Raw genomic sequence first — 24,887 nt, 5'->3', positions numbered from 1 at the left:
CCGCTTCGTTGCGCAGGATCTTCCGCGTAGCGCAGTCCTGCGTACGAAGCGGCGGCCTCTGCCGTTGGTGAGGGCGTCTACCCCTCGAGCTTCTCGGCGAGCATCTTGTTGAAGGCCTTGGGGTTGCCGGAGCCCTTGGCCGCCTTCATGCACTGGCCCACGAGGAACCCGAGCACCTTCTTGTTGCCGTCGCGGTACTGCTGGACCTGGTCGGTGCAGCGCGCGAGCACCTCGTCCACAATCGCGCCGAGCGCATCCGCGTCGGTGGACTGGCGCATGCCGTGGGCGTCCACGTAGGCGGCCGGGTCCTCACCCCTGCCGTTGACCGCGTCGAGCACCTCGCGTGCCTGCGCAAACGTGATCGCGTCCTCGGCGAGAAGTGCCGACAGACTTGCGACCTGCGCCGGCGTGAGGGCGTCGTAGCTGGGGACGAGGTTCACCATGACCTTGGCCACGGTCTCCACGGCCTTGACGTTCTTCTCGCCAGCGCCCGCCGCGGCCAGCGTCTCCTCGAAGAAGGCCGCGACCGTCGGGTCGCCCGCGAGCTGGGCGGCGTCGGCGCGCTTGAGGCCAAAGTCGGCCATGTAGCGGTCGCGCTTGGCGTCCGGCAGCTCCGGGATGCGCGCACGGCAGCGGTCGATGAACTCGTCCGTGAGGTCGAAGGGCGCGAGGTCCGGGTCCGGGAAGAGGCGGTAGTCGTCCGCGGTCTCCTTGACGCGCATGACCACGGTGCGCCGGCGGCTCGGCTCCCAGTGGCGCGTCTCCTGGTAGACGATGCCGCCCTCCTCGAGCACCTCGGCCTGGCGGCAGATCTCGTACTCGAGCGCGTCGTGCAGGCTCTTGAACGAGTTGATGTTCTTCATCTCGGTCTTGGTGCCAAACTTGGTCTCCCCGCGGCGGCGCAGCGAGATGTTGCCGTCGCAGCGCATCGAGCCGCTCTCGAGTGAGCAGTCGGAGATGCCGAGCGTGAGGAAGGTCTGGCGCAGCTTCTCCATGAAGAGGCGCGCCTCCTCGGGCGTGCGCAGGTCGGGCTCGGTGACGAGCTCGATGAGCGGCGTGCCGCAGCGGTTGTAGTCGATGAGGGACTCCGCCGCGCCGCCGATGCGGCCTTCCTCGCCGCCCACGTGCACCATCTTGGCGGCGTCCTCCTCCATGTGGATGCGCAGGATGCGGATGGGCGCAACGTAGCCGCCGTCCGCGTCCTTCTCCACCGTGCCATCCGGCCGCTCCTTGGCGCCGGCGCCGCTGACCTCCAGGTCAAGCTGGCCGTGCATGCAGAACGCCACGGGACCCTGCGTGGTCTGGAAGTTCTTGGCCATGTCCGGGTAGAAGTAGTGCTTCCGGTAGAACATGGAGTGGCGCTGGATCTCACAGTTGGTGGCCAGGCCTGCCATGACGATCGACTCGATGGCCTTCTCGTTGGGCACGGGCAGCGCGCCCGGCATGCCCAGGCAGACGGGGCAGACGTTGGTGTTGGGCTCGTCGTCGTGGGAGAGGCGGCAGTTGCAGAACATCTTGGTCTCGAGCGTGGTGAGCTCGGTGTGGACCTCCAGGCCAATCACGGCCTCCCAGTCCTTGAGGACCTCGGCGAGCTTCTTCATGCGAGCTCACCTCCCTTCCCGGCAAACGCGGGCGCGACGGGTGCCCCGGTGCCAGACGGCGAGAAGGACCGCTCGATCGCGCGCGCGAACGTGAGCAGCGTGGCGTCGGCAAAGGCCGGGCCCTGGAGCTGCGCGGACACGGGCAGGCCGGAGGCGGCGCCCAGGCCCAGCGGCACGGAGACGCCGCCGTTGCCGACGATGTTGTTGGAGATCGTGAACATGTCCGACGCGTACATCTGCGTGGGGTCGCTCATCTCGCCGAACTTGAACGCCGTGCGCGGCGCGGCCGGCATGAGGATGACGTCGCACTTCTCGTACGCGCGGGCGTAGTCTGCCGTAATGAGGGTGCGGACCTGCTGCGCCGGGTAGTAGTACTTGTCGTAGGTGCCACTGGAGAGGAGGTAGGCGCCCAGCATCTGGCGGCGCTTGGCCTCCTCGCCAAAGCCGTGCGCGCGGGAGAGCGAGGTCTGCTCGGCAAGCGTTGCCTGGCCGGGCTCCTGATAGCCGTAGCGCACGCCGTCAAAGCGCGCGAGGTTGGAGAAGGCCTCGCACGGCGCGATCACGTAGTAGGCCGCGATGGCGGAGGCGATGTTGGGCAGCTCCACCTCCACGAGCTCGGCGCCCTGGTCCTGCAGCGCGCGGCCGGCGGCGGTGACGGCGTCGCGGACCTCGTCGGTGAGGCCGGCGGCCTCCATGAGGGCGGGCACGACGCCCACGCGGCGTCCCTCGATGGGGTCGTTCAGATGGGCGAGAAAATCGCATGTGACCGGCTGGCTCGTAGAGTCCCACGGGTCGCGACCGCCGGCAGTGAGCGCGTTCATGGCCAGGGCCACGTCCTCGACGCTGCGGCCGAAGGGGCCGACCTGGTCGAGCGAGGAGCCAAAGGCCACGACGCCGTAGCGGCTGACCGCGCCGTAGGTGGGCTTGAGGCCCACGACGCCGCAGAGCGAGGCCGGCTGGCGGATGGAGCCGCCGGTGTCGGAGCCCAGCGAGACCGTGACCTCGCCGGCGGCGACGGCCGCAGCCGAGCCGCCCGAGGAGCCGCCCGGGACGCGCCCCGTGTCCCACGGGTTGGCCGTGGGGTGGAAGGCGGAGGACTCGGTGGAGGAGCCAAAGGCGAACTCGTCCATGTTGGTCTTGCCCACGGGCGTGGCGCCGGCGTCGAGCATGCGCTGGACGCAGGTTGCCGTGAACGTGGACTCGTAGTTGGCGAGCATCTTGGAGGCGCAGGTGGTGCGGGTGCCCACGAGGTGCATGTTGTCCTTGAAGGCCACGGGAACGCCGGCGAGCGGACCGAGCTTCTCGCCCGCCGCGCGAGCCTTGTCCGTGGCCTCGGCAGCCGCGAGCGCGAGGTCAGCGGAGACCTGCAGGAACGCCTTGACCTCGCCGTCGCGGGCCTCCACGGCGTCGAGTGCGGCGCGGGCCACCTCGGTGGCGGTGAAGTCGCCGTTTGCGACGCCCGCCGCGATCTGGGCGGCAGAGAGCTGGTCGAGGTTTGCCATTAGCGGTCACCCCCCTGGTCGCCGAGGATGGACGGCACGCGGAAGCTGCGGTCGCGGAACGCGCCGGCGTTTGAGAGCGCCACGTCAACGGGCAGGTGGCGCACCTCGGTGTCCGGCACGTCGTCGGCCATCACGTTGGAGAGGTCGCCGATGGGGTGGAACGTGGGCTCCACGCCCTCGAGGTCGTACTGGCGGATGGGCTCCAGCAGGTCGATGGCATCGTTCATGTACGCGGTCATCTCGTCGAGCTCCTCGGGCGTGAGCGCGATTCGCGCGTAGTCCGCGATGCCCGCGACGTCTTCTCTGGTAAGGGGCATGGGTCCTCCTATCTACACTGCGCCCCATTCTACGACAGGGACCGCGCGCCCGGCCTCCGCCGAGACGCGGCCGCAACAATGCGGGGGCGGGCCCGCGGCCCTCTCCCGCGACCCCCTCGCGTCCCGCTCCGGGTACGTACACGCCCCTCCCGGGTACGTACGAGGTTTCAGAGCTGATGTTCTTCTCGCCACCGCGCCCACCTGCGGATTCTCCGGAACGTAAGGCGTATCAGACCTCTAATTGCGTACGTATCTGGGAGGAGGGTGTACGTACCCGGAGCGAGGGGCGCGCGCCATCCGAACCTTACGAAAGCGCAAGGCAGCAGTAAGTCGCATCGATGGCCCCGGGCAGCGTCGGGCAGGAGAATGGGCTCATCAGAGAGGGAGGTCATCATGAAGAAGATCATCTTCATCGCCGTCGTGGCCATCGCCGCGCTCGCCGTCATCCTCGACGACGGCCGCCCGCGCCCGCGCATGTACCGCCACCACTAGCACCTGGGGCATCCCGCGCCGCGTTGTGGAATCGGGGGTCGTGGCAATTGTGGAGCGCGAGGCGTTGGTGATTTTGGGGTCATGGCAGCATTCGCCCTGCCATGACCCCCGAAAGCACAGCGGGGCGAGAAGAACGTCCAGTTGGCGCGCTGAGCCCGCTGCCACAAGCCCCCGTTCGGCAACGCCGCGAACCGCCGGATTGCCACAACCCCGGAAACGGCAACGCCGTCGCGCCCGCCCCGCGCCCCGCGGGCAGCGGCGCTACTCGGCGGCCCGCCGGGCGCGCCGACGCAGGACGGTGCCGAAGCTCGCGGCGATGACCTGCTGGAAGAGCGTCCCTATGACCACCGGGAACATCACCTCGCCGGGAAAGTACTCCGCTGCGATGACCGCCCCGGCCGAGATGTTGCGCATGCCCACGAGATAGGTCATCGAGACCTCCCGCTCGCGGGGCTGCCGCATGAGGCGCGCGGCCGAGAGGCCGAGCGCGTAGCCCCCGACGGAGAAGGCGCAGATGAACGCCATCACGCCAACGAGCTGGGGCGTGAGCGCGCGCACGTAGGGCGCCACGCCCGTCGAGTTGCTGAGGATCACCAGCACGAGCGCGATCTTGCCCGCGGGCGAGAGCACCGGCGAGAGCTCGCGCGCCGCACGGCCGCGCGAGGCGTCGTTGAGCAGCGTCCCCGCGAGCGCCGGCAGCGCGATGGAGACCACCATCTCCCCCATCATCCGCGCGGCGTCCACCTCGACCGTCTGGCCCAGGAGCAGGTGCAGCGTGAGCGGAATCGTGAACGGAGCGGCCACCGTGGACACGAGGATGGTGGCAAGCGTGAGCGCCGGGTCCCCGCCGAGCATGTTGGTCCACATGGCCGACACCACGGCCACAGGCACGCTGCACTCCAACACGATCCCGCAGACGAGGTTGGGGCTCGTGCCGAAGAGCGCCGTCGCCAGCGCGCAGGCCACGCACGGCATGAGGACGGCGGCCAGAAGGAGCGTCACCACGAGCGGCGCCGGGCGGCGCACCGTCCGCGCGAGGTTGCCGAAGGTGTTGGAGAGCGAGCTCTGGAACGTCATGAACGCAAAGAGCGCGGTCACGGTCGGCTTGAGCACGGAGAGCTGGTCGGGGAAGAGCACGCCGAGCACCACGCACGTCGGGGAGACAAATGCCATGTGGCTCCCGATGAAGCCACCGAGCCGCTTCCACGCCTCCATGCCGAGAAGGACCTCCCATCGCCGACCGCCCGCCGTGTGCCATGGTACTTCTCGCCACGCGGTCCGCGAGCACGCGTAACGCGGCGGCAAACGGCGCCGCAGATGCCTAAAAGGGGACAGGCCCCTTTTAGGCAACAGACCCGCCGCCGCGCCGTCCTTAAATGCCTCTAAATAAGTAGGAATTGTTACGAAGGGGCGTTTTTCTCGCCCTGACCCCTTGCCTTTAATACCCCACTCATTACTATGAATTAGGCGAAATAAGGCGCGGGCCCGCGCGGCCCGCGAGGAGAAAGGCGGAACATGTCCACTCAGCTGCTCAACGTGAGCGCCCTCTCTGCGGGCACCGAGGACAAGCCCATCCTGCACGGCGTGGACCTCGCCGTGGGCGAGGGCGAGTGCCACGTCCTCATGGGCCCCAACGGCGCCGGCAAGTCCACGCTCGGCCACGTCATCATGGGCGACCCCGCCTATCGCGTGACCTCGGGCTCCATCAGCTTCGCGGGCGAGGACGTGACCGAGCTCAGCGCCGACAAGCGCTCGCTCGCCGGCATCTTCCTCTCCTACCAGGCGCCCGTGGAGGTGCCCGGCGTGCCGCTCTACAGCTTCCTGCGCTCGATCTGCCAGATGCGCCCTGAGCTCAAGACCACCGCGCGCAAGTTCCGCGAGCGCGTGGGTGCCATCGCCGACCAGCTGGAGCTCGACCAGGGCTTCCTCATGCGCGAGCTCAACGTGGGCTTCTCCGGCGGCGAGAAGAAGAAGATCGAGATGCTGCAGCTCCTGCTGCTCCAGCCCAAGCTGGCCATCCTCGACGAGACCGACTCCGGCCTTGACGTGGACGCGCTGGGCATCGTCTCCCGCGGCATCCAGGCCTACCGCGAGCAGGTGGGCGGCGCCCTCATCGTGATCACGCACAACACGCGCATCCTCGAGCGGCTTGACGTGGACCGCACGCACGTCATGGTCAAGGGCCGCATGGTGGCCGAGGGGCCCGCGGGGCTCATCGCGGACATCGATGCCCACGGCTTCGAGCGCTTCGAGCGCGGGGCCGGCCAGGACGACGCGGCCTGCGCGGACTGTCCGGGCTGCCCCATGGTCGGTGATGCCCGGTGAGCGAGGAGCGCAGCAAGAACCGCACGCAGGTCGCCGACGTCGATCGCTCCCTCTATGACTTCACCAAGTCCGAGGAGGGCTACGAGCGCTACGACGACGGCCTGACGCCCGAGATCGTCCGCGCGATCTCCGCCAAGAAGGACGAGCCCGAGTGGATGCTCGAGATGCGCCTGCGCGCGCTCGACCTCTACCACGCGCGCGAGATGGCGCCCAACTGGGGCCCGAGCATCGAAGGCCTGGACCTGGACCACATCTCCACGTACGTCTCGCCCAAGACCAAGCAGGCCAAGAGCTGGGACGACGTGCCCGAGGACATCAAGGACACCTTCGAGCGCCTGGGCATCCCCGAGGCGGAGCGCGAGAGCCTCGCCGGCGTGGGCGCCCAGTACGACTCGGAGATCGTCTATCACAACATGCGCGAGGAGGTGGCCGAGCAGGGCGTCATCTACACCACGATCGAGGACGCCCTCCACGACCCCCAGTGGGAGCCCGTGGTGCATGAGTACTTCGGCACGCTGATCCCGCCCACCGACCACAAGTTCGCCGCGCTGCACTACGCCGTGTGGTCGGGCGGATCGTTCGTCTACGTGCCCGCCGGCGTGACGCTGCCCTACCCGCTGCAGAGCTACTTCCGCCTCAACGCCGCGGGCGCGGGCCAGTTCGAGCACACGCTCATCATCGTGGAGCCGGGCGCTGACCTGCACTTCATCGAGGGCTGCTCCGCGCCCAAGTACTACGAGGCGAACCTGCACGCCGGGGCCGTGGAGCTCTTCGTGAAGGACGGCGCGCGCCTGCGCTACTCCACGATCGAGAACTGGTCCAAGAACATGTACAACCTCAACACCAAGCGCGCCACCATCGGCGCCGACGCCAAGATGGAGTGGGTCTCCGGCAGCTTTGGCAGCCACGTGAGCTACCTCTATCCCTCCACCATCATGGCGGGTGACCGCGGCACCTGCGAGTTCACCGGCATCACGTTCGCCGGCGCCACGCAGGACCTGGACACCGGCTGCAAGGTGATCATGAACGGCGCGGACACGACGGCGTCCGTAAGCACCAAGTCCATCTCCAAGGACGGCGGCGTGAACACGTTCCGCAGCTCCGTGGTGATCGGCCGGCACGCGGACCGCGCGCGCTGCAGCGTGAGCTGCCAGAGCCTCATGCTCGACGACATCTCCCGCTCCGACACCATCCCCGCGATGGACGTGCGCAACGCCACCGCTCAGGTGGGCCACGAGGCCACGATCGGCCGCATCTCGGACGATACGGTGCTCTACCTCATGAGCCGCGGCTGCTCCGAGGCCGAGGCGCGCACGCTCGTGGTCAACGGCTTTGCCAACCCCGTCTCCAAGGAGCTCCCGATGGAGTACGCCGTGGAGATGAACAACCTCATCAAGCTCGAGATGGAAGGGGCCATAGGATGATGGCCGAGAAGAACCTGGCGCCCGAGGCCGGCGCCGAGGGCGAGCTCACCCTCGAGCGCGTCAACGTTACCCCCGCGCAGACGTGGAACCGCCTGCGCACGAACGACATCACGCTCACGGTGCCCCTGCGAGGCCGCAAGGGCGACGTGTACTTCTCGCTGCCGCGCCTCTTCGAGGGCGTGGAGTGCGGGATGGGCCGCAAGGTCACCGACTGGGTGGAGTCCCAGGCTCGCGGCGCGCGCTACGTGGAGGTCCCGCGCGACGAGAGGCGCGAGGAGCCGATCGTGGTTGCCGTGGGCGCCGGCGACGTCGCCGACACGGGCGTGATGGTCCGCGCAGGAGCCGAGGCCACCATCGTCGTGGCCGCGGGTGAGACATTGGGGACAGGTTCGTTTGTCTCATCCGCAGACAACGCCACCTCCCCCGACGCGCCCGCCACGGATGAGACAAACGAACCTGTCCCCAATGTCTCATCCGCGTCGCTGCTGCGCGTGATCGTCGAGGCCGGGGCGCGCGTGCACCTGCACGAGTACGTGGGCGTGGGCGCGACCCAGCAGCACCTCGAGAGCGTGGGCATCTCCGCGGCGCGCGACGCCCGCGTGGACGTGCACCAGTACCTGCTCGGCGGCGGCACCGTCGCGCTGGGCCTCGCCTGCGACCTCGCCGGCGAGCGCGCGCGCGTGGACCTGGGCTGCCGCTACCACGCCGGCGGCACGGAGGTCCTGGACGTCAACGAGGTCGTGCGCCAGCGCGGCCGCAGCACGCGCTCCGAGCTCGCCTACAACGGCGTGCTCGAGGACGCGGCCAAGAAGGGCCTGCGCACCACGATCGACCTCGTCCACGGCGCCAAGGGCGCGCAGGGCAACGAGGCGGAGACCGTGCTCGTGCTGGGCGACGACGTGGTCAACAAGACGCTGCCCACGATCCTCTGCGACGAGGACGACGTCGCCGGCAACCACGGCGCCACGATCGGCTCGGTGAGCCCCGAGCAGCTGGCCTACCTCGCCGACCGCGGCCTCTCCCGCGCCGACGCCGAGCGCCTCTTCGTGAGCGCCCTCTACGAGGACGCTCTCATGCACGCCCCCTGCCCCGAGGCCCGCGCCGTCGTCGAGGCGAGCGCCGTGCAAAAGGGACAGGCACTTTTGCACACCGAGGAGGCGTGATGATCGACATCCGTCAGAACCCGTACCGCGCGGACTTCCCGCTGCTGGCCGGCCACCCCGAGATCGCGTTTCTCGACAGCGCGGCCACCGCACAGCGCCCCGCCTGCGCGCTCGACGCCCAGCGCCGCTTCTACGAGACCATGAACGCCAACCCGCTGCGCGGCCTCTACAGCCTCTCCGTGGCGGCCACCGCAGCCATCGCCGATGTCCGCGCGCAGGTGGCGGCCCTCATCGGGGCCCCCGACGCGCGCGACGTGGTCTTCACGCGCAACACGAGCGAGAGCCTGAACCTCGTGGCCAAGTCCTTCTCGCCCCGCGTCCTGGGCCCCGGCGACGAGGTTGCCATCACCATCATGGAGCACCACTCCAACCTCATCCCGTGGCAGGAGGCCTGCCGCGCCGCCGGCGCGCGCCTCGTCTACCTCTACCCCGAGAAGGACGGCACGCTCACGGACGCGGAGATTGCCGAGAAGATCGGGCCGCGCACCAAGATCGTCTCCGCCGCGCACGTCTCCAACGTCATGGGCTGCGAGCTGCCCGTCCGCAGGCTCGCGGACGCCGCGCACGCCGTGGGCGCCGTGATGGTCGTGGACGCCGCGCAGTCCGTTCCGCACCTGCGCGTGAGCGTGGACGAGCTGGGCGCGGACTTCCTCGCGTTCTCCGGCCACAAGGCGCTGGGGCCGATGGGCGTGGGCGTGCTCTGGGGCCGCCACGAGCTTCTGGAGGCCATGCCGCCGATGCTCACCGGCGGCGAGATGATCGACTCCGTGCGCGAGCAGGACGCCACGTGGGCGCCCGTGCCCGAGAAGTTCGAGGCCGGCACGCAGGACGCCGCCGGCATCTACGCCACCGGCGCCGCGCTTACCTACCTCACCGAGGCCGTGGGTCTTGACGCGGTGGCCGAGCGCGAGGCGGCGCTTGTGGCCTACGCGTTCGAGCGCCTGGCGGAGCTGGACTTCGTCGACCTTATCGGCCCTGCGGAGGCCGCCCGGCACCACGGCGTCATCAGCTTCAACGTGCGTGGCGTACACCCGCACGACGTCGCGAGCATCCTCGACGCCTCCGGCGTGTGCATCCGCGCCGGCCACCACTGCGCGCAGCCGCTGCTCGCGTGGCTCGGCGTGGAGAACCTCGCCTGCTGCCGCGCGAGCCTCGCGTTCTACAACGACGCCGCCGACGTGGACCGCCTCGTCGACGGCCTGAGCCAAGTCTGGGGGATCTTCCATGGCAGTGACTGACCTCTACAACGCGGCCTTTATGGACCACGTCTCGCACCCCGACTACAAGTACCAGCTCGAGGACGCCGACTGCAGCCACGAGGGCGTGAACCCCTCCTGCGGCGACGAGCTCACGTTCTCGGTGCGCTTCGCTGACGACGGCACCATCGAGGAGGCAGCCTTCACCGGCCACGGCTGCGCCATCTCCCAGGCGAGCGCCGACATCATGAGCGACCTCATGATCGACAAGACGCCCGAGGAGGCCCGCGAGCTCTGCGCCCTGTTCATGCGCATGGTCCGCGGCGAGGAGACCGACGAGGCCGCGCTCGAGGCGCTCGAGGACGGCGTGCTGCTGCGCGACATCGCGCACATGCCCGCGCGCGTGAAGTGCGCCGAGCTGGCCTGGCGCACGCTCGACGAGATGCTCGAGGCACGGGGCCGCTAACCCAAGGAAAAGGGGACGTGTTTTTTCTCTCAGGAAGAAATAACCCGTCCCCAATTAACAGAGAGAAAAAACACGTCCCCAATTTACAGACGGAGGTGACGAGATGGCTGGAATGTTCTCGACCAAGGGGATGTACGCGCTGCGCGCGATGGCGGACCTCGCCTGCCACGAGGGCTGGGTCTCGCTCGGCGACGTCTCGCGCCGGCAGGGCATCTCGCGCAAGTACCTCGAGCAGGTCATCTCGCTCATGCACAAGGCCGGCTACGTGCGCAGCCAGCGCGGCAAGGGCGGCGGCTACCAGCTCACGCGCAAGCCGGAGGACTACACCCTCGGCGAGCTTCTTCGCGCCGCGGAGGGATCCCTCGCGCCGGTGAGCTGCCTCGACTGCACCAACGAGGAGCTCTGCCCGCAGCGAGACACCTGCACCACCGTGGGCGTCTGGCGCGACCTCGGCCGCGTGACGTCCTCCTACCTGGACAGCCGAACGCTCGCCGACCTCGTGCGCCCCGACGACGCGGGCCCCTGCACCGCCAAGCCCATCTAGCGCCGCGACCCCGGGCCCCGCTCCCGGCACGCCCCGCACGGACGTCGCCCCAGGGGACGGGCGGCGCCCAGGGCGTCGATGCCGGCCGCTACTCCAGCGCGTCGTTCAGGCGCACCATGTGGACGTGGTCCTCCCAGACCCCGTTGATGCGCAGGTAGCGCGGCGAGAGCCCCTCGTTGGCAAAGCCACACTTCTCAAGCACCCTGAGCGAGCGGGCGTTGCGGGGCATGACGTTGGCCTCCACCCGATGGAGCCCCAGCTCGCCGAAGGCCCAGTCCACCACGAGGCGCGTCGCGCGCGTGGCGTACCCGCGGCCCCCGCGCGCGCCGTCCATGCGGATGCCCAGGTGGGCGCTCAGGAAGGCGCCGCGCACCACGTTGTTCAGGGCAACGCTGCCGATGAGCAGGCCGCCCTCGGCCACGAGCCGCACGTAGAGCCGATACCCACGGTCTTCTCGCCAGGCGGCGAGCTCGGCCTCGAGCAGCTCCCGCTGCGCCCCCTCGGTGTAGTAGCCGTCCTCGCGGGCGGGCTCGAACTCCCGCAGGAACGCGCGGTTGCGCGTCACGTAGTCGAGCAGCTCGGCCGGCCGCACCTGGTCGGGAGACACCAGGCGCACTACGCCGTCATCGAGCGTCACCGGCATTTCTGGCGCCACCGGCACCACCGGCGCCACCGGCACCTCTGGCATCGCGCCCCCTCCCCATCGCCCGGGCCATTCCCGAAAGGCCGCCAAGGCCTCCCACGAGAAGAAGGATACAGCAGGCGAGAAGGACGAGCGTCTGGTCCGGGTAGTAGGCGGCGAAGTCGCGCCAGCGCATGCCCGTGAGGAGCGGCGGGGCGCCCAGCAGGTAGACCGGCGCCGCCATGTGCAGCAGCAGGAACGGCAGCGCCCGAGGCGCCCGCCGGGACCCGCGGAGCCGCCGCACCGCCCCCCACGCGAGCGGCAGCGCGCTGAGCAGGACGACAAGCGCGTAGAGCGCGTCGTAGCGCGCGTGCTCGCCCGGGCGCGCCGCCGCGTCCGCGGGGTCGGCGCGCCCGCCCACGGCGATGGCCGTCACCCCGTCCGCCAGCGAGAAGAACGCCTCGTTGCCGCCGAACTCGTCGCTGCCGTCCGCGAGCACCACGATCGCGAGGTCGCGGCCGGGAATCGCGCACATGCGCGCCACGTAGTTCTCCACCTGGCCGTCGTGCGACATCACGAGCTCGCCGTCGCCCCAGGAGTAGGTGGTCCAGCCCATGCCGTAGTAGGTGTCCCCGTCGGGGTCGGGCACGCGCGAGAAGATCATCCGGTGGACGGCGCGGGACGAGAGCACGCGCGCGCCGCCGGGCGCCACCTCCCCGCTGTTGAGATACATCCGCAGGTACGCCGCCATGTCCGAGACGCTCGCGCGGACGTATCCCGAGGCCGGGCCGCCCCAGGCGTCGTCTCCCTCCCGATGCTCGAAGCCGTCCGCCGCCCACATGCCGAACCACGACCGGTGCCCCTCTGCCCGGGGGGCGCGCTCGGGCTCGCCGCCAGCGGAGGCGTCGCCCATCCCGAGCGGGGTGAAGACAAACTCGCGCAGGTACGCCCCCAGCGGCATCCCGCTCGCGCACTCCACGATGCGCCCGAGCAGGTCGTAGTTGGCGTTGGCGTACGAGAAGGACCCGGCGGCCTCGCCCGACCGCGCGCCCGAGAGCGGCTCGAAGTACCCAAATCCGCTCGTCTGGTTGAGCAGGTCGCGCACCGTCACCGACGCGGGGACGCCATAGCCCGGGGCATACGCCGCGGCGGGCGTGTCCAGGTCGACGGCCCCCTCGTCCACGAGCTGCATCACGGCCGCCGCCGTCATGGACTTGGAGAGCGAGCCTATGAGGAAGGTCTCGTCCGGTCCCGTGACGTCGCCGAGGCAGCGCAGGTAGCGCACCCCGCCGGCATCCACCACGGCCACGGCGGCACCCGGCATGCCGCAGGCGGGGAACGCCTCGTCGAGGTAGTCGTCGAGCCGGGACGCGAGCTCGTCTCCCCGCGGCTCGTCGCCGGGGCGCGCCGCACCGTCCTCGGTGGGGTCGAGCTCCGGCTCCGTGATGCGGGCCACCTCCTCGGCCGAGAGGCCCGGCTCGCCGAGGTCGTCCTCACCGGGCAGGAGCGCCTCGTCGGCCCGGGCCGCCGCGGGCGTCAGCGCGAGCGCGCACGCGAGAAGGACGGCGACGGCGCGCGCCCTCCCGGGGGCCGCCCCGCTCGCCCCGCTCATGGCGCGGTCACGAAGTCGTAGAAGGCCCGCTCGATCCTGACCCAGCCCACCCAGCCGGGATGGACCGTGTCGCAGAGGAAGTACGGCTCGTACTCGCAGCCGGAGAAGTCGGCATAGGCCGCCCCCGCGTCGTCGCAGATCTTCCGCACCCGCGCGTAGTAGGCCTCGCGCTCCTCCTGGGAGACGTCGGCGAGGTCGTACCAGCGCCCGTGGACCGGCAGGATGCACACCAGCGGCTCCAGGCCCGCCTCGCGGCAGACCTCGAGCAGGCACGCGAGGTCCGCGTACTCGTCGTCGGCCTCGTGGAAGTTCTCGAAGAGCTCGGGCATGAACGTGTGGTTCTTCTCCCAGTAGGCGTCGTAGACGCAGAAGTCGTTCGTCGTGCAGGCGGCCGCCCCCTCGGCGCGGGCCTCGTCGAGCAGGGCGTCCCAGTCGGGCTCCCCGGTGGGGACGCCGGCCGTGCGCGCGGGGCTCTTCGAGGGCGAGATGGCCACGATCCCCGGGACCCGGGAGCGCAGGCGCCACGCGTCCGCGAGGTCGTGGAACCAGCCGTTCACCGCATCCGCCGGCGAGGCGCCGGGGTCCGCGGCGTCGAGCTCGGCCGCCGGGACGCCGAGCGCCTCGCAGCGGGCGCGTACGTACTCCTTCGTCTCGTCCGAGATGTCGGGGTTCTGCGCGAAGGCGCGATAGAGGGAGTAGGAGAAGCGCCCCTCGAACTTGTCCTGGTCGCCGTTCCCCTTGAAGAACCACTGCGGGGAGACCACGATCATGACCTTGCGGTTGCGCACGCGCCCGCCGTAGGCGCCGGCCGCTATCGCCTGCCAGAGGCTCTGGTCGTAGCCCTGGCCCACGAAGGTCATGTCCACGCCGGCCACGCTCTCGCCGAAGACCGCCTGCGGGCACATGCTCACCAGGTCCTTGGAGATGGCGAACTCCGAGGAGCCGAAGCAGAGGTAGCCGTCGTCGGACATGTTGGCCAGCGTGAAGTCCTCGTTCTCCGACTTGCCGTCCGCATAGACGTAGTCGTAGATCCTCGTGGGGTCGGCGGGGCCGTTCGAGGGCAGGGCGCACCACAGCCCGGCGAGCGTCCCGACGCAGAGCGCGAGCGCCCCCGTCACGGCCACGAGGCGCCGGACGCCCGCCGACGGGCGGGCGCCGGGCCGCCGCGCGTGGCGCCTCATGCTAGAGGCGCCTCTCGACCTGCGCCGCGATGGTGCGGGCGGAGTTCATCTCCGAGCGCTCGACCTCGGTCGGGGCGATTGTGACGCCAAACTCGTCCTCGAGCCCCACCAGGAGCTCGATTGCCGCCATGGAGTCAAGCAGCCCCAGCTCAAAGAGGTCGTCATCGGGGTGCTCGCGCGCGGCGTCGTCACCGCAGACGTCCGCCAGAAGGTCGAGCACGCGTCCCATGACCTCGTCATGTCCCATCTTTGCCATGTCGTTCTCCTTTGATCGTCAGCCCTGTCCCATCCGTCGGCCACGCGTCGGGCGCGGCCGCTCAGGCGGCGCCCCCGGGCGGGACGCCCGTGTCCACGACGCCCTCGGTGAACCACCGGTAGATGCACCGGGAGTAGTAGGCGCTCCCGAGCGCCGAGGGGTGCGAGGCGTCCCGGCAGAAGAGGAGGTCGTCGTCATAGGCCGAGAAGTCCGCGACCTCCACGCCCGCGTCGGCGCACATGGCCTCCACCCGGTCGCGGAAGCCCTCCCGGACGGGCCCGTCGTAGGCCGTCTGGTCGTATGCCCAGCCCTTGTTGGCCTGGATCACCACGAGCGGCCGGAGCCCCGCCTCCTGGCAGACGTCGAGCAGCAGCTGGAAGTCGCCGAACTCCTGCTCGCTGAAGAGGCCGCCGCCGGGAAACGGCCTCCAGCGGCGCGACGCGGCGAGGAAGCGGTCGTACTCCCCCGAGGTCCAGACGGCGTCCGCGTAGCCCGCTTCGTTGCTCGTCGAGTCGGCCTCGGCGAGCGCGCGGCCCTCGGATATGAGCGCGTCCCAGTTGGGCTCGGCGTCCCCGCCGTCCCCGGCCGCGGCCGTGACCTCGGCGTCCGTCTGCCCCGCCATGCCGTTGGACGGCCCTCCCGAGGCCAGCTCGAGCGCGAGCCGGACGCGTCCCTGCGCCCCGCGCGCGGCGCCGTCGACGGCGGAGGCCGCCTCGAACACGGGGTTGTCCTCCCCCTCCGCGATGGTCCCATAGGCGGCCAGGCGGGCGCGGACGCGGGCCTTGACCTCGTCCGATATGGTGTCGCTCGCCATGAGCGCGTCCAGGGCGCCCTGCGAGAAGGACGTGGAGAGGTCCGCCGCCGTGTTGCGGCTGGGCATGAACCACTGCATGCTCAGGAAGACCACCACGCGGTCGTCCCCCGTCGCGAGGACGTCGGGCGCGAGCGCACCGAGCTCGACCGCCTGCCAGAGGCTCTCGCAGTAGGCGCGGCCCACGGGCATCACGTCGATGCCGTGGGCGCGCCCCCGCAGGAGCGCGACCGGGTGCGCGGGGCCCTTCCCGCCCGGGTAGAGCTCGGAGGTGCCAAACACGAGGCGCGTGTCGTTGCCGAGGGCGCGCCGGCCCGCGAGCGACGCGCGGACGAACTCCAGGCTCGCCACCTCCCGGGTGGAGAGGTAGTCGACGTAGGGCGCGGACGCGGCGAGCGTGCCGACGTAGGAGCCGGACCACGCCCAGAGGCCCGCGAGGGCCGCGAGGGCCAGGCACGGCACGGCGAGAAGCGCGCAGAGCCGACGACGCATCACGACACCTCCCTAGAATCCCGCATAGACCGGCTGCGCGGGGACCCCGAACGGCGAGACGAGGAAGAACCACGCGAGCACGCCCACGCACGCGACCGCCACCGCGGCCCACGCGAGCGCGGCGGACCAGCTGTCCCCGAAGAACCACGCGACCAGGCGGGCACGCCGGGCGGCGAGGGTGGGCCGCACGTCCTTCTCGCCCGCCGCGTCCTTCTCGCCCGCCGCGTCCTTCCTTCCCAGCGCGTCCCTCTTTCCCGCGGCGTCAGCCGACGGGCCCCTCCCGACGTCACAGGCCATTGACGATCCTCCCCACGATCGAGCTCAGCTGCCCCGAGAAGATGGCGAATCCGATGATGACGAGCTGCATCGTCACGAACCAGGAGCACACGCGGTACCACCGCCTCTGGTGGTTCCTCCGATAGAACGCCGACTTCTTCTGCCAGACCTCGAGCCCCGCGAGCAGCACGCCGTGGTAGAGGCCGTAGAGCAGGTAGTCGGCCGTGAGGCCGTGCCAGGCGCCCATGACGAGCATGTTGACGACGTAGCCCGCGCAGGCGCGCTGGAGGCGCGAGGAGAGGAGCTTCCGGCGCGTGAGCGAGCGCACGAGCCGCATGAACACGAAGTCGCGCAGCCAGGTGGAGAGCGTGATGTGCCAGCGGTTCCAGAAGTCCTTGAGGTCCACCGCGCGATAGGGCGCGTCGAAGTTCCTCGGGCAGCGGATCCCCAGGCAGTAGCTCACGCCCATGGCCATGAGGCTGTAGCCGGCGAAGTCGAAGAAGAGGTAGATGCCGTAGAGGTAGGCGTTTGCCACCTGCCGGGCCACGCCGTAGGCGAGCCCCGCCGAGACGAGCGGCCGGTCGGGCTGGTAGTAGCGCAGCGCGATCGTGGCGATGACGAGCTGGCCCACCGCGCCGAGAAGGACGAGCAGGACCCCGCGAGAGAGCAGGTCGGCGTACTCGTCCCGGCCGAGCGGCGCGTTGGCGTCCGCGAGGAAGCGCCGGCTGCGGTCGATGGGGCCCGAGGTGATGGTGGCGAAGAACGTGAGGAAGTAGAGGTAGTCGCCCACCGTGAGCTCGGTGATGAGCCCGTCTCTGATCTCTATGAGCACCTGCACCGCGCGGAAGGTCACGTACGAGATGCCCGCGAAGCCCACGAGGTCGGCGACGCCGGAGCCCGCGCCGGAGGCGAGCTTGTACGCGACGAGCGGGGCGAGCGTCGCCGCGAGGCACGCGCGGTAGAGCGCGACTGACCCCTCCCCGCCCCGCCAGCTCCTGAGCGTGAGGCGCATGGCCGCGGTGGAGACGAGCACGAAGGCGAGAAACGCCACGAGCTGCGCCGCGCTCCCCGAGAAGAGCAGGGCGAGCATCACGGCGGAGGCCGCCATGCCGTAGCGCTTGATCGGCCGGCCGGAGAGGCCGAGCGCGGCGGCGGGGATGACGAGCGCGACGAGCGCGACGAAGAACGCCGGCGAGGCGTAGAACGTCATGCGGCGCCCCCTCCCACGCCGCGGCGCCCGCGTGCCCCGCGCCGCGGGAGCTCCTCGACGAGCGCGTGGCGGTCGACCTTCCCGTTGGGGGTCACGGGGAGCGCGTCGTCGAAGACGATGCGCCGCGGGATCATGTAGTGCGGGAGGCTGGAGCGCAGGCGGGCCTTGACGTCGCGCGCGAGCTCGAAGTCCGAGGAGGGCCGCTCGCCCTCCCAGACCACGTGGGCCACGAGGTGGTCCGCCCGGCCGTCGCGCGTGGCGGCCACCACGGCCGCCGCCTTGACGCCCGGGACCTGCGCGAGGTGGGACTCCACGTCGCCGAGCTCGATGCGGTAGCCGTTGAGCTTGACCTGGAGGTCGATCCGACCGTGGTAGTGGAGCATGCCCCCCTCGTCGAGCCAGCCCTCGTCGCCCGTGCGGTAGGTGCGAACCGGGCGCCCGCCCAGGGTCGCGGACCCAAACCGCGTGGCGGTGAGCGCGGGCTGCCCGAGGTAGCCGAGCGCCACCGTGTCCCCCTCGATGACGACCTCGCCGAGGGCGCCCGTCGCCACGTCCGCGCCCCGCTCGTCGACGACCCTGATCCGCGTGCCCGGCCGCGGCGCGCCCACGGGCAGCGGGTCGGGGGCGGCCGCCATCGAGGGGGTCACCTCCACGGCGCTCACCGCGACCGTCGACTCCGTGGGCCCGTACGAGTTGACCACGCGCGCCGCGGGGAAGCGCTCCTGGAGCCTGCGCGCGCAGGCGTTGGTGAGCGTCTCGCCGCAGAAGAGGAAGGTCTCGACCCGGGGCATGAGGGACGCCGAGAAGGACGGGTCGGCGAGGCACATCTCGGCGAACGAGGGCGTGGACACCCAGATGGAGACCCCGGACGCGCCGAGCGCCGCCAGCTGGTCGCGCATGCTGGACTGCGTCGCGTGCGTGAGCGAGAAGAGCGCCCCTCCCGTGGCGAGCGCGCCCACGAGCTCGAAGACCGAGAGGTCGAAGGAGAAGGGCGCCTGGTCGAGGAAGCGGCGCGGGGCGCCCGCCGCGACGCCCGGCCCCATGATCGAGACGCACCAGGGCATGAAGCGGTCCACGCACGCGGCGGTGACCTCGACGCCCTTGGGGGCGCCGGTCGAGCCCGAGGTGAAGAGCACGTACGCCAGCTCGTCGCCCGAGACGGCGAGGCCGGCGTCGGGCCGCTCGCTCAGCGCGGCGGCCCGCGCGACCTTCTCGGCGTCCCAGACGTCGGCGGCGAGGGCGCCGCCCTCCCCGTCGGCAAGCGCCTCCGGCGGCAGGGGCTCCACGGCGAGCAGCACGGGCGAGCCGAGCTGGGCGGCTATGGCGCGGACGCGGACGGGCGGCACGCTGTGGCAGTCGCACGGCACGTAGGGGCGCCCGGAGCGCAGGCACGCGAGCAGGCAGGCCAGCATGAGCGGGGACTTGTGCCCGTAGACCATCACCGGCTCGTGCGCGGGGCGGCCGTCGCGGGCGGCCTCCCTCGCGAGCAGGGCCGCCACGCCGCCCGAGGCCGACCAGAGCTCGCCGTAGCCCATGCGGGCGCCGTCGGAGGTGACGAGCGCCTCCGCCTCGGGGTGCTCCCGCGCGTGCCTCTCCACGAGGTCAAGAAACTCCATGGCATCCATCCTCTCCTCGGGCGTCGCACCCGACGACCGGAGTAGGTACCCCTCCGGCGGCGCGCGATACGCCCCTGTGCGACGCGGCGCCAATCGACACCGACAACGCACAAAAGATAGGGGAAGCTTGAATGCCGCGGCATTACGGCAACGTGACAGATCTGACACGTGACCCCTAGCGGAACCAGCGGGTTTGCGGTTCTGGGCCGCGCGGCACAGGAAGGCGGCCAGCCCCCCCCGACGTGGGAACAGGCGCCGAAATCACCCCAATGGCGGGCGTTCCTCTCGCCGTTCTTCTCGCTTACGCCCAGCCCTTGCCCGTGGAGCCGAACTCCTCCATGAGCTCCTTGGTGCGCTCGACGATGGCGTCGCGGCCGGGCTTGAGGAGCTTGCGCGGGTCGTAGCCCTTGCCCTGCTGGTCCTTGCCCTCCTCGATGTACTTGCGGGTGGCCTCGGCAAAGACGACCTGGAGGTCGGTGTTGACGTTGATCTTGGAGATGCCGAGGGAGATGGCCTTCTGGATCTGGTCGACGGGGATGCCGGTGCCGCCGTGGAGGACGAGCGGCAGGTCGCCGGTCAGGGCCTTGATCTCACCGAGGCGGTCGAAGGACAGGCCGGCCCAGTTCTCGGGGTAGATGCCGTGGATGTTGCCGATGCCGCAGGCGAGGAAGTCAACGCCGAGGTCGGCGATGGCCTTGCACTGCTCGGGGTCGGCGAGCTCGCCGTTGGAGGCGACGCCGTCCTCGACGCCACCGATGCCACCGACCTCGGCCTCGACGGAGATGCCCTTGGCGTGGGCGGCCTTGACGACCTCGGCGGTGCGCTGGAGGTTGAGGTCGAAGGTCTCCTCGTGGGAGCCGTCATACATGACGGAGGTGAAGCCGGCCTCGATGCACTTGAAGACATCCTCGTAGGTGCCGTGATCGAGGTGGAGGGCCACCGGCACGGTGATGCCCTTGTCCTCGACGAGCTGCTTCACGATGTCGGCGACGACCTTGTAGCTGGTCTGCCACTTGGCGGCGCCGGAGGTGCACTGGATGATGACCGGGGACTGGAGCTCCTCGGCGGCGTCGAGGATCGAGGACGCCCACTCGAGGTTGTTGGTGTTGAACGCGCCGACGGCGTAGTGGCCCTTCTCTGCGGCCTGAAGCATGGCAGTAGCGTTGACGAGCATGTTGACCTCCATACGTTGGTGTAACCCGGAAGGACAGTACGGGTAAATGATACCCCGACACGCAGCGGAAATCGGTCTCACAGCCACATTTTGGGGGAACGGTTTTGTTAGGTCTTCGTGATGCCGCACGTCACGGGCGACAATTGGGGAGCCAGGGAGAACGTCGAGGGAGGGCGCATGGCCGATAAGAACGAGCGACGCGGAGGCATCCTCGGGGACTTCTCCCTCTCGCAGATCGTGGCGACGGGCCTCGCGGCGGCCACGTCCTTCGCGCTCTCGGCGCAGATCGGCATCGCCGGGTCGATCATCGGCGCGGTCATCGGCGCGGTGGCGTCGAGCGTGGCGACGCAGGTCTACCGCAACCTCATCAACGCCTCCGCCGAGAAGCTCCGCTCGCTCGGCCCCGACCCCGCGGGAGGGGGCGCGACGCCGGCCGCCGGCGCGACCCGCGTCATGCCCGCGAGCGCCCCCGCGCCCGCCCCCGCCGAGGGCGCGCGCGTCGCCGCCTCCGGGACGCCCATCGCCCCGCCCGAGGTCATCGACGCCGCCCGCGAGCGCCAGCGCACGCGCCTGCACCGCCGCGTCGCCGTCATCGCCACGGTCGCGGCCATCGCCGTCGTGCTGGCGTACGCCCTCGTGGTGAGCCTCGCCACGCAGGGAGCCGGCATCGGGCCGTCCTTCTCGCCCGCCGCGCCGGCCGCGGAACAGGGCGGGGCCGCGGCCGAGGAAGCGCCGCAGGCATCCGAGCCGCCGACCGGGGGGACCGCTGCGGAGACGGTCGGCGAGCAGGGCGGCGAGCCTGCGGACTCCCCCGCCGAGGGCGACGCCGGCACGGGCGACCAGGGGTCCGGGGCGCAGGGCGGCGCGGGCGCGTCGGACGAGGGCGGCGCGCAGCCCGGGACGGGGTCGGGCGCAGGTGCGGGCTCCGGGACCGACGCGGGCGCGGGAACGGGTGCGGGCTCCGGCTCCGACGCGCAGGGCGGCACCGGCTCCGACGCCGGCGGCGATGCGGGCACAGGCGCCGGGACCGGCGGGTCGACGAGTGCCGGCGGCTCCACGGGGACCGCGGACCCGGCCGGCCGGCCGTAGGCGCGGGCGCGCTGCGGAAATCGGCCCCGTGGCACTTTTTCGCGAGCGGGCGTTGTCCAAAGAGGGGTTATGGCAGGCGCGGATCAGCGAATCCTGCGGTTCTTCTCGCCCCTGTTCTTGAATCGGGGGTTGTGGCAGCCCCCGCGCTGCCACAACCCCCTTCCCCGCAACGCGCACCCGCCCCGCGCTGCCACGACCCCAGATTCCACAACGCCTCCCTGGCCCGCGCCGGCGGGCTGGTCTAGAATCGTGAGCCGATTTGCGTATCTCCGAGGAAGGGAGTCCCATGGACCGTCCGAACGCATGGAAGGAATACACCGAGGAGCAGCTCGACCAGCTGCACTACCTCTGCGAGGGCTACAAGGCCTTCATCTCCGAGAACAAGACCGAGCGCGAGTGCTGCGCCGCCGCCGTGGCCATGGCCGAGGAGGCCGGCTACGTGAGCCTGGAGAGCCGCATCGAGGCCGGCGAGCGCCTCGTGCCCGGCGACAAGGTCTACGCCGTCAACCGCGACAAGACCCTCATGCTGCTCCAGCTGGGCACCGAGCCCCTCGAGGCGGGCGTGAACATCCTGGGCGCGCACGTCGACTCGCCGCGCCTCGACGTCAAGCAGGACCCCGTGGACGAGAAGAACGAGCTCGTGACGCTCGACACGCACTACTACGGCGGCGTCAAGAAGTACCAGTGGGTAGCCATGCCGCTCGCCATCCACGGCGTGGTGGCCAAGAAGGACGGCACCGTCGTCTCCGTGGTCATCGGCGAGGATGACGACGACCCGGTCTTCTGCATCACCGACCTCCTCCCCCACCTCGCGAGCGAGCAGATGGGCAAGAAGGCCACCGAGGTCATCGAGGGCGAGATGCTCGACGTCCTGGTGGGCAACCGCCCGGTCGTCGTCAAGGAGGGCGAGAAGGACGACGACGCCGAGAAGAACCCGGTCAAGGCCGGCGTGCTCGGCATCCTGCGCGACCTGCTCGACATCGAGGAGGAGGACCTGCTCTCCGCCGAGCTCGAGGTCGTGCCCGCGGGCGCTGCCCGCGACCTGGGCCTCGACCGCTCGATGATCCTCGGCTACGGCCAGGACGACCGCGTGTGCGCCTACACGAGCCTCGTGGCGCAGCTCGACGCCGAGGCGCCGGCGCGCACCGCCGTCACCCTGCTCGTCGACAAGGAGGAGATCGGCTCGGTGGGCGCCACCGGCATGACGAGCCACTTCTTCGAGAACACGATGGCCGAGGTGCTCGAGCTCGCCGGCGAGACCGGCCCGCTCGCGCTGCGTCGCTGCCTCGCGAACTCCAACATGCTCTCGAGCGACGTCTCGGCCGGCTTCGACCCCACGTTCGCGAGCGTCTTCGAGCCGAAGAACAGCTGCTACCTGGGCCACGGCCTCACGTTCAACAAGTACACCGGCAGCCGCGGCAAGTCCGGCTCCAACGACGCCGACGCCGAGTACCTGGCCATCATCCGCCGCGTGATGGACGAGGGCGGCGTGCACTTCCAGACCGCCGAGCTCGGCAAGGTGGACGCAGGCGGCGGCGGCACGATCGCCTACATCCTGGCGACCTACGGCATGAGCGTCGTCGACTGCGGCGTGCCGGTGCTCTCGATGCACGCGCCCTGGGAGGCCACGAGCAAGGCCGACGTGTACGAGGCGTATCGCGGCTACCAGGAGTTCCTCAAGCTCGCGTAGCAGACTGACTCGCAGCCACGACGGCCGCCCCTCCGACCTGCACGCAGAACTGCGCTTCGCGGAAGATTCTGCTTAGCAGGTCGGAGGGGCGGCCTCTTGCGTGAGCGGTTGACTGCGACGGCACGTGGGGAACTCCTGGCGGCCGTCGCTCAGGGCCTCCACCTTCTGGAGGGCGCGGGGAGGGTCACTCGATGGCGAGCGTCACCTGGGTGTTGGGGAGGCCGGTCACGGTGGCGGTGGTGCGGTCGCGGTCCCAGCTGAGGAACGTATCGCCGTTGATCCGGAACTCCCACTCCTTGCCGGCCTCGTCGACGCCACGGAGGTAGTACGTCGCGCCGCTCTCGCCGCTCACGTCCCTCGTCTCGACATCGTGCAGCTCGACGCGCACGGGATCGAAGAGGTACGGAATGTCCAGCAGCGGCTGCCCCACGAAGACGTAGCAGGTACACACCATGAGCGCGATGATGACCGCCCCGAAGATGCGCTCGCCCACGCCCTTGAAGTCGTCGCGCAGCTGCCGCGCCACCGCCACGACGCCAAAGGAGAAGATGGCAAGCCAGCCTGGAACGCCCACGAGCCGATACGCCACCGCAATCGGCCCCTCGTCCGTCTTGCCCAAGGTAAAAAGGCCGATGAGCCCCCACGCGACATAGCTGACCACAGCCAGGGGAACAATCACAATCAAGGCAATCGCCAGATAGCGGCGCCGGCGGTCACGGGCGGACTCCACGGGGGACTCGCTCGCCTCCGCCTCCTCCATCGCCGCCTTGAGCCTCGCGTACGTATCGTCCTCGTGCGCTTCCATATACCCCCTCTGCTCTCAGGACAACGTTAGCCTGACGCAAGGGGAAATGTTGGCTTGGCCGGCATCCCTTGCGCAACGCTTACGTCGCAGGCTAGGGCGGCCGGGCAGGACCCTTCGCAGAGATCTCGGGTTGCGCATGGCGAGAAGAACGCGTAGCTCGGGATTTTGCGGCCAAGCGGCCACGTTTCCCGAGCTACGCGTTCGGTAGTTCAACTTCTATCACGCGCAAACGCGGATGTTGGAAATCCCGGGTTGCGCGTGGGCCCCGGGGCCGAGGTCCTTCTCGCCCGCCCCTACAGGTCGGCCATCGTCTTGCCGGCGCCGACGAGGCCCTCGAAGTCGGCGGTGAAGGCGTCCACCGCGGCGTCTATGGCGGCGTTCTTGACCAGGCCCTCGATCACGGAGGAAGCGGCTGTCACGGCACCCACGCCGTAGCGGGCGAGCTCGAGGATCTGCTGGGAGTTCTTGAAGCTCGCAGCGAGCACCTCGCAGGGGAGGTCGTTGGCACGGAAGATGTCGTGGATCTCCATGGCCACGCCCACGCCGTCATAGCCCATGTTGTCGATGCGGTTGATGTAGGGCGCGGCGTAGGAGGCGCCGGCCTTGGCGGCGAGGAACGCCTGCATGGGGGTGTAGATCGCCGTGGCGGTGGTGCGGATGCCCTCCGCGGCGAGCATGCGGATGGCCTTGAAGCCCTCGGGGACGCTCGGAACCTTGGGGAAGGTGTTGGCGCCGAGCTCGTCCACGATGCGCTTGCCATCGGCGACCATGCCCTCGGCGTCGCGGGCCACGACCTGCGCGTGGAGCTCCATCTCGGGCCCGATGATGTCGCGGATCTCGTGCAGGACCTCGAAGGGCGCGCGGCCGGAGGCGGCGAGGATCGACGGGTTGGTTGTCACGCCGTCAACGGGGTAGTACTCCACCAGGCGCTTGATGGCGTTGACGTCGGCGTCGTCGATGATGAGCTTCATGAGGTCATTCCTTTCGCTAGCTTGTTGGCGTGCAAAAGTGCCTGTCCCTTTT

General features: G+C 70.2%; 23 protein-coding genes. 8 read left to right on the top strand and 15 right to left on the bottom strand.

What is annotated here, in order from left to right:
* Positions 1-77: 77 nt before the first annotated feature.
* From gatB to ACULPM_RS03220, 4 genes are all read right to left on the bottom strand, one after another.
* The gene (gene gatB / locus ACULPM_RS03235; protein ID WP_445331114.1) at positions 78-1,601 is read right to left on the bottom strand and encodes an Asp-tRNA(Asn)/Glu-tRNA(Gln) amidotransferase subunit GatB; all 1,524 of its coding nucleotides are present in this window, start codon (positions 1,599-1,601) and stop codon (positions 78-80) included.
* On the bottom strand, positions 1,598-3,103 hold the full coding sequence (gatA, locus tag ACULPM_RS03230; RefSeq protein ID WP_445331115.1) for an Asp-tRNA(Asn)/Glu-tRNA(Gln) amidotransferase subunit GatA: 1,506 nt from the start codon (positions 3,101-3,103) through the stop codon (positions 1,598-1,600). Before gatA ends, gatB begins: the two co-directional genes overlap by 4 nt.
* Positions 3,103-3,420, bottom strand: a complete 318-nt coding sequence (gene gatC, locus ACULPM_RS03225; protein WP_445331116.1) for an Asp-tRNA(Asn)/Glu-tRNA(Gln) amidotransferase subunit GatC — start codon at positions 3,418-3,420, stop codon at positions 3,103-3,105. The genes gatA and gatC overlap by 1 nt, the downstream gene beginning before the upstream one ends.
* A 753-nt stretch (positions 3,421-4,173) precedes the next feature.
* Positions 4,174-5,127 (bottom strand): bile acid:sodium symporter family protein, encoded by a 954-nt coding sequence (locus ACULPM_RS03220; protein ID WP_445331117.1) that lies wholly within the window; start codon positions 5,125-5,127, stop codon positions 4,174-4,176.
* A gap of 300 nt (positions 5,128-5,427) precedes the next feature.
* Here ACULPM_RS03220 and sufC point away from each other — a divergent pair, with 300 nt between their 5' ends.
* The 6 genes from sufC to ACULPM_RS03190 all read left to right on the top strand — a co-directional run bounded on the left by sufC (position 5,428) and on the right by ACULPM_RS03190 (position 11,030).
* Complete coding sequence (gene sufC / locus ACULPM_RS03215) at positions 5,428-6,237, top strand: Fe-S cluster assembly ATPase SufC (RefSeq protein WP_445331118.1); 810 nt, start codon at positions 5,428-5,430, stop codon at positions 6,235-6,237.
* Positions 6,234-7,661: a Fe-S cluster assembly protein SufB gene (gene sufB, locus ACULPM_RS03210; RefSeq protein ID WP_445331119.1), complete on the top strand. Its 1,428-nt coding sequence runs from the start codon at positions 6,234-6,236 to the stop codon at positions 7,659-7,661. Before sufC ends, sufB begins: the two co-directional genes overlap by 4 nt.
* On the top strand, positions 7,661-8,824 hold the full coding sequence (locus ACULPM_RS03205) for a SufB/SufD family protein (protein ID WP_445331120.1): 1,164 nt from the start codon (positions 7,661-7,663) through the stop codon (positions 8,822-8,824). The genes sufB and ACULPM_RS03205 overlap by 1 nt, the downstream gene beginning before the upstream one ends.
* Positions 8,824-10,062 (top strand): aminotransferase class V-fold PLP-dependent enzyme, encoded by a 1,239-nt coding sequence (locus ACULPM_RS03200; RefSeq protein ID WP_445331121.1) that lies wholly within the window; start codon positions 8,824-8,826, stop codon positions 10,060-10,062. The genes ACULPM_RS03205 and ACULPM_RS03200 overlap by 1 nt, the downstream gene beginning before the upstream one ends.
* Entirely contained in the window at positions 10,049-10,486 is a 438-nt protein-coding gene (sufU, locus tag ACULPM_RS03195) for a Fe-S cluster assembly sulfur transfer protein SufU (protein WP_167930897.1), read from the top strand. Before ACULPM_RS03200 ends, sufU begins: the two co-directional genes overlap by 14 nt.
* A gap of 103 nt (positions 10,487-10,589) precedes the next feature.
* Positions 10,590-11,030, top strand: a complete 441-nt coding sequence (locus ACULPM_RS03190; RefSeq protein WP_167930896.1) for an RrF2 family transcriptional regulator — start codon at positions 10,590-10,592, stop codon at positions 11,028-11,030.
* Positions 11,031-11,118: 88 nt separating this feature from the next.
* Here ACULPM_RS03190 and ACULPM_RS03185 read toward each other — a convergent pair whose 3' ends face one another.
* From ACULPM_RS03185 to fba, 9 genes are all read right to left on the bottom strand, one after another.
* Positions 11,119-11,718 (bottom strand): GNAT family N-acetyltransferase, encoded by a 600-nt coding sequence (locus tag ACULPM_RS03185; protein ID WP_445331122.1) that lies wholly within the window; start codon positions 11,716-11,718, stop codon positions 11,119-11,121.
* Positions 11,654-13,264 carry a serine hydrolase domain-containing protein gene (locus ACULPM_RS03180; RefSeq protein ID WP_445331123.1) on the bottom strand — a complete coding sequence of 537 codons (1,611 nt, stop codon included), beginning with the start codon at positions 13,262-13,264 and terminating at the stop codon, positions 11,654-11,656. The genes ACULPM_RS03185 and ACULPM_RS03180 overlap by 65 nt, the downstream gene beginning before the upstream one ends.
* A complete protein-coding gene (gene dltD, locus ACULPM_RS03175) occupies positions 13,261-14,445 on the bottom strand; it encodes a D-alanyl-lipoteichoic acid biosynthesis protein DltD (RefSeq protein WP_445331124.1) in 1,185 nt (394 codons plus the stop codon). The genes ACULPM_RS03180 and dltD overlap by 4 nt, the downstream gene beginning before the upstream one ends.
* Position 14,446: 1 nt before the next feature.
* Positions 14,447-14,701, bottom strand: coding sequence for a D-alanine--poly(phosphoribitol) ligase subunit DltC (gene dltC / locus ACULPM_RS03170; RefSeq protein ID WP_167930892.1), 255 nt, complete (start codon positions 14,699-14,701; stop codon positions 14,447-14,449).
* 61 nt (positions 14,702-14,762) lie between these two features.
* A complete protein-coding gene (locus tag ACULPM_RS03165) occupies positions 14,763-16,004 on the bottom strand; it encodes a D-alanyl-lipoteichoic acid biosynthesis protein DltD (RefSeq protein WP_445331151.1) in 1,242 nt (413 codons plus the stop codon).
* Positions 16,005-16,016: 12 nt separating this feature from the next.
* A complete protein-coding gene (locus tag ACULPM_RS03160; protein WP_445331125.1) occupies positions 16,017-16,301 on the bottom strand; it encodes a hypothetical protein in 285 nt (94 codons plus the stop codon).
* Positions 16,291-17,490 carry a D-alanyl-lipoteichoic acid biosynthesis protein DltB gene (gene dltB, locus ACULPM_RS03155; RefSeq protein ID WP_445331126.1) on the bottom strand — a complete coding sequence of 400 codons (1,200 nt, stop codon included), beginning with the start codon at positions 17,488-17,490 and terminating at the stop codon, positions 16,291-16,293. The genes ACULPM_RS03160 and dltB overlap by 11 nt, the downstream gene beginning before the upstream one ends.
* A complete protein-coding gene (gene dltA / locus ACULPM_RS03150) occupies positions 17,487-19,106 on the bottom strand; it encodes a D-alanine--poly(phosphoribitol) ligase subunit DltA (RefSeq protein ID WP_445331127.1) in 1,620 nt (539 codons plus the stop codon). The genes dltB and dltA overlap by 4 nt, the downstream gene beginning before the upstream one ends.
* A 301-nt stretch (positions 19,107-19,407) precedes the next feature.
* Positions 19,408-20,280, bottom strand: a complete 873-nt coding sequence (gene fba, locus ACULPM_RS03145; protein ID WP_167930887.1) for a class II fructose-1,6-bisphosphate aldolase — start codon at positions 20,278-20,280, stop codon at positions 19,408-19,410.
* 177 nt (positions 20,281-20,457) lie between these two features.
* Between fba and ACULPM_RS03140 the strand changes: the two genes are divergently transcribed.
* Both ACULPM_RS03140 and ACULPM_RS03135 read left to right on the top strand, forming a co-directional pair.
* Positions 20,458-21,369: a hypothetical protein gene (locus tag ACULPM_RS03140; protein WP_445331128.1), complete on the top strand. Its 912-nt coding sequence runs from the start codon at positions 20,458-20,460 to the stop codon at positions 21,367-21,369.
* Positions 21,370-21,655: 286 nt separating this feature from the next.
* Complete coding sequence (locus tag ACULPM_RS03135; protein ID WP_445331129.1) at positions 21,656-23,059, top strand: aminopeptidase; 1,404 nt, start codon at positions 21,656-21,658, stop codon at positions 23,057-23,059.
* Between the two features lie 184 nt (positions 23,060-23,243).
* On the opposite strand, the gene ACULPM_RS03130 is transcribed toward ACULPM_RS03135, so the two are convergent.
* Together ACULPM_RS03130 and ACULPM_RS03125 are read right to left on the bottom strand one after the other, a co-directional pair.
* Positions 23,244-23,864 (bottom strand): hypothetical protein, encoded by a 621-nt coding sequence (locus ACULPM_RS03130; RefSeq protein ID WP_445331130.1) that lies wholly within the window; start codon positions 23,862-23,864, stop codon positions 23,244-23,246.
* A 293-nt stretch (positions 23,865-24,157) separates the two neighbouring features.
* Positions 24,158-24,835, bottom strand: a complete 678-nt coding sequence (locus tag ACULPM_RS03125) for a transaldolase family protein (RefSeq protein WP_445331131.1) — start codon at positions 24,833-24,835, stop codon at positions 24,158-24,160.
* Between the last annotated feature and the right edge of the window lie 52 nt (positions 24,836-24,887).

The organism is Thermophilibacter sp. ZX-H3 (genome assembly GCF_052599055.1).
The sequence above is the reverse complement of the archived record's forward strand: the minus strand, read 5'-3'. Positions and strand labels throughout refer to the sequence as shown.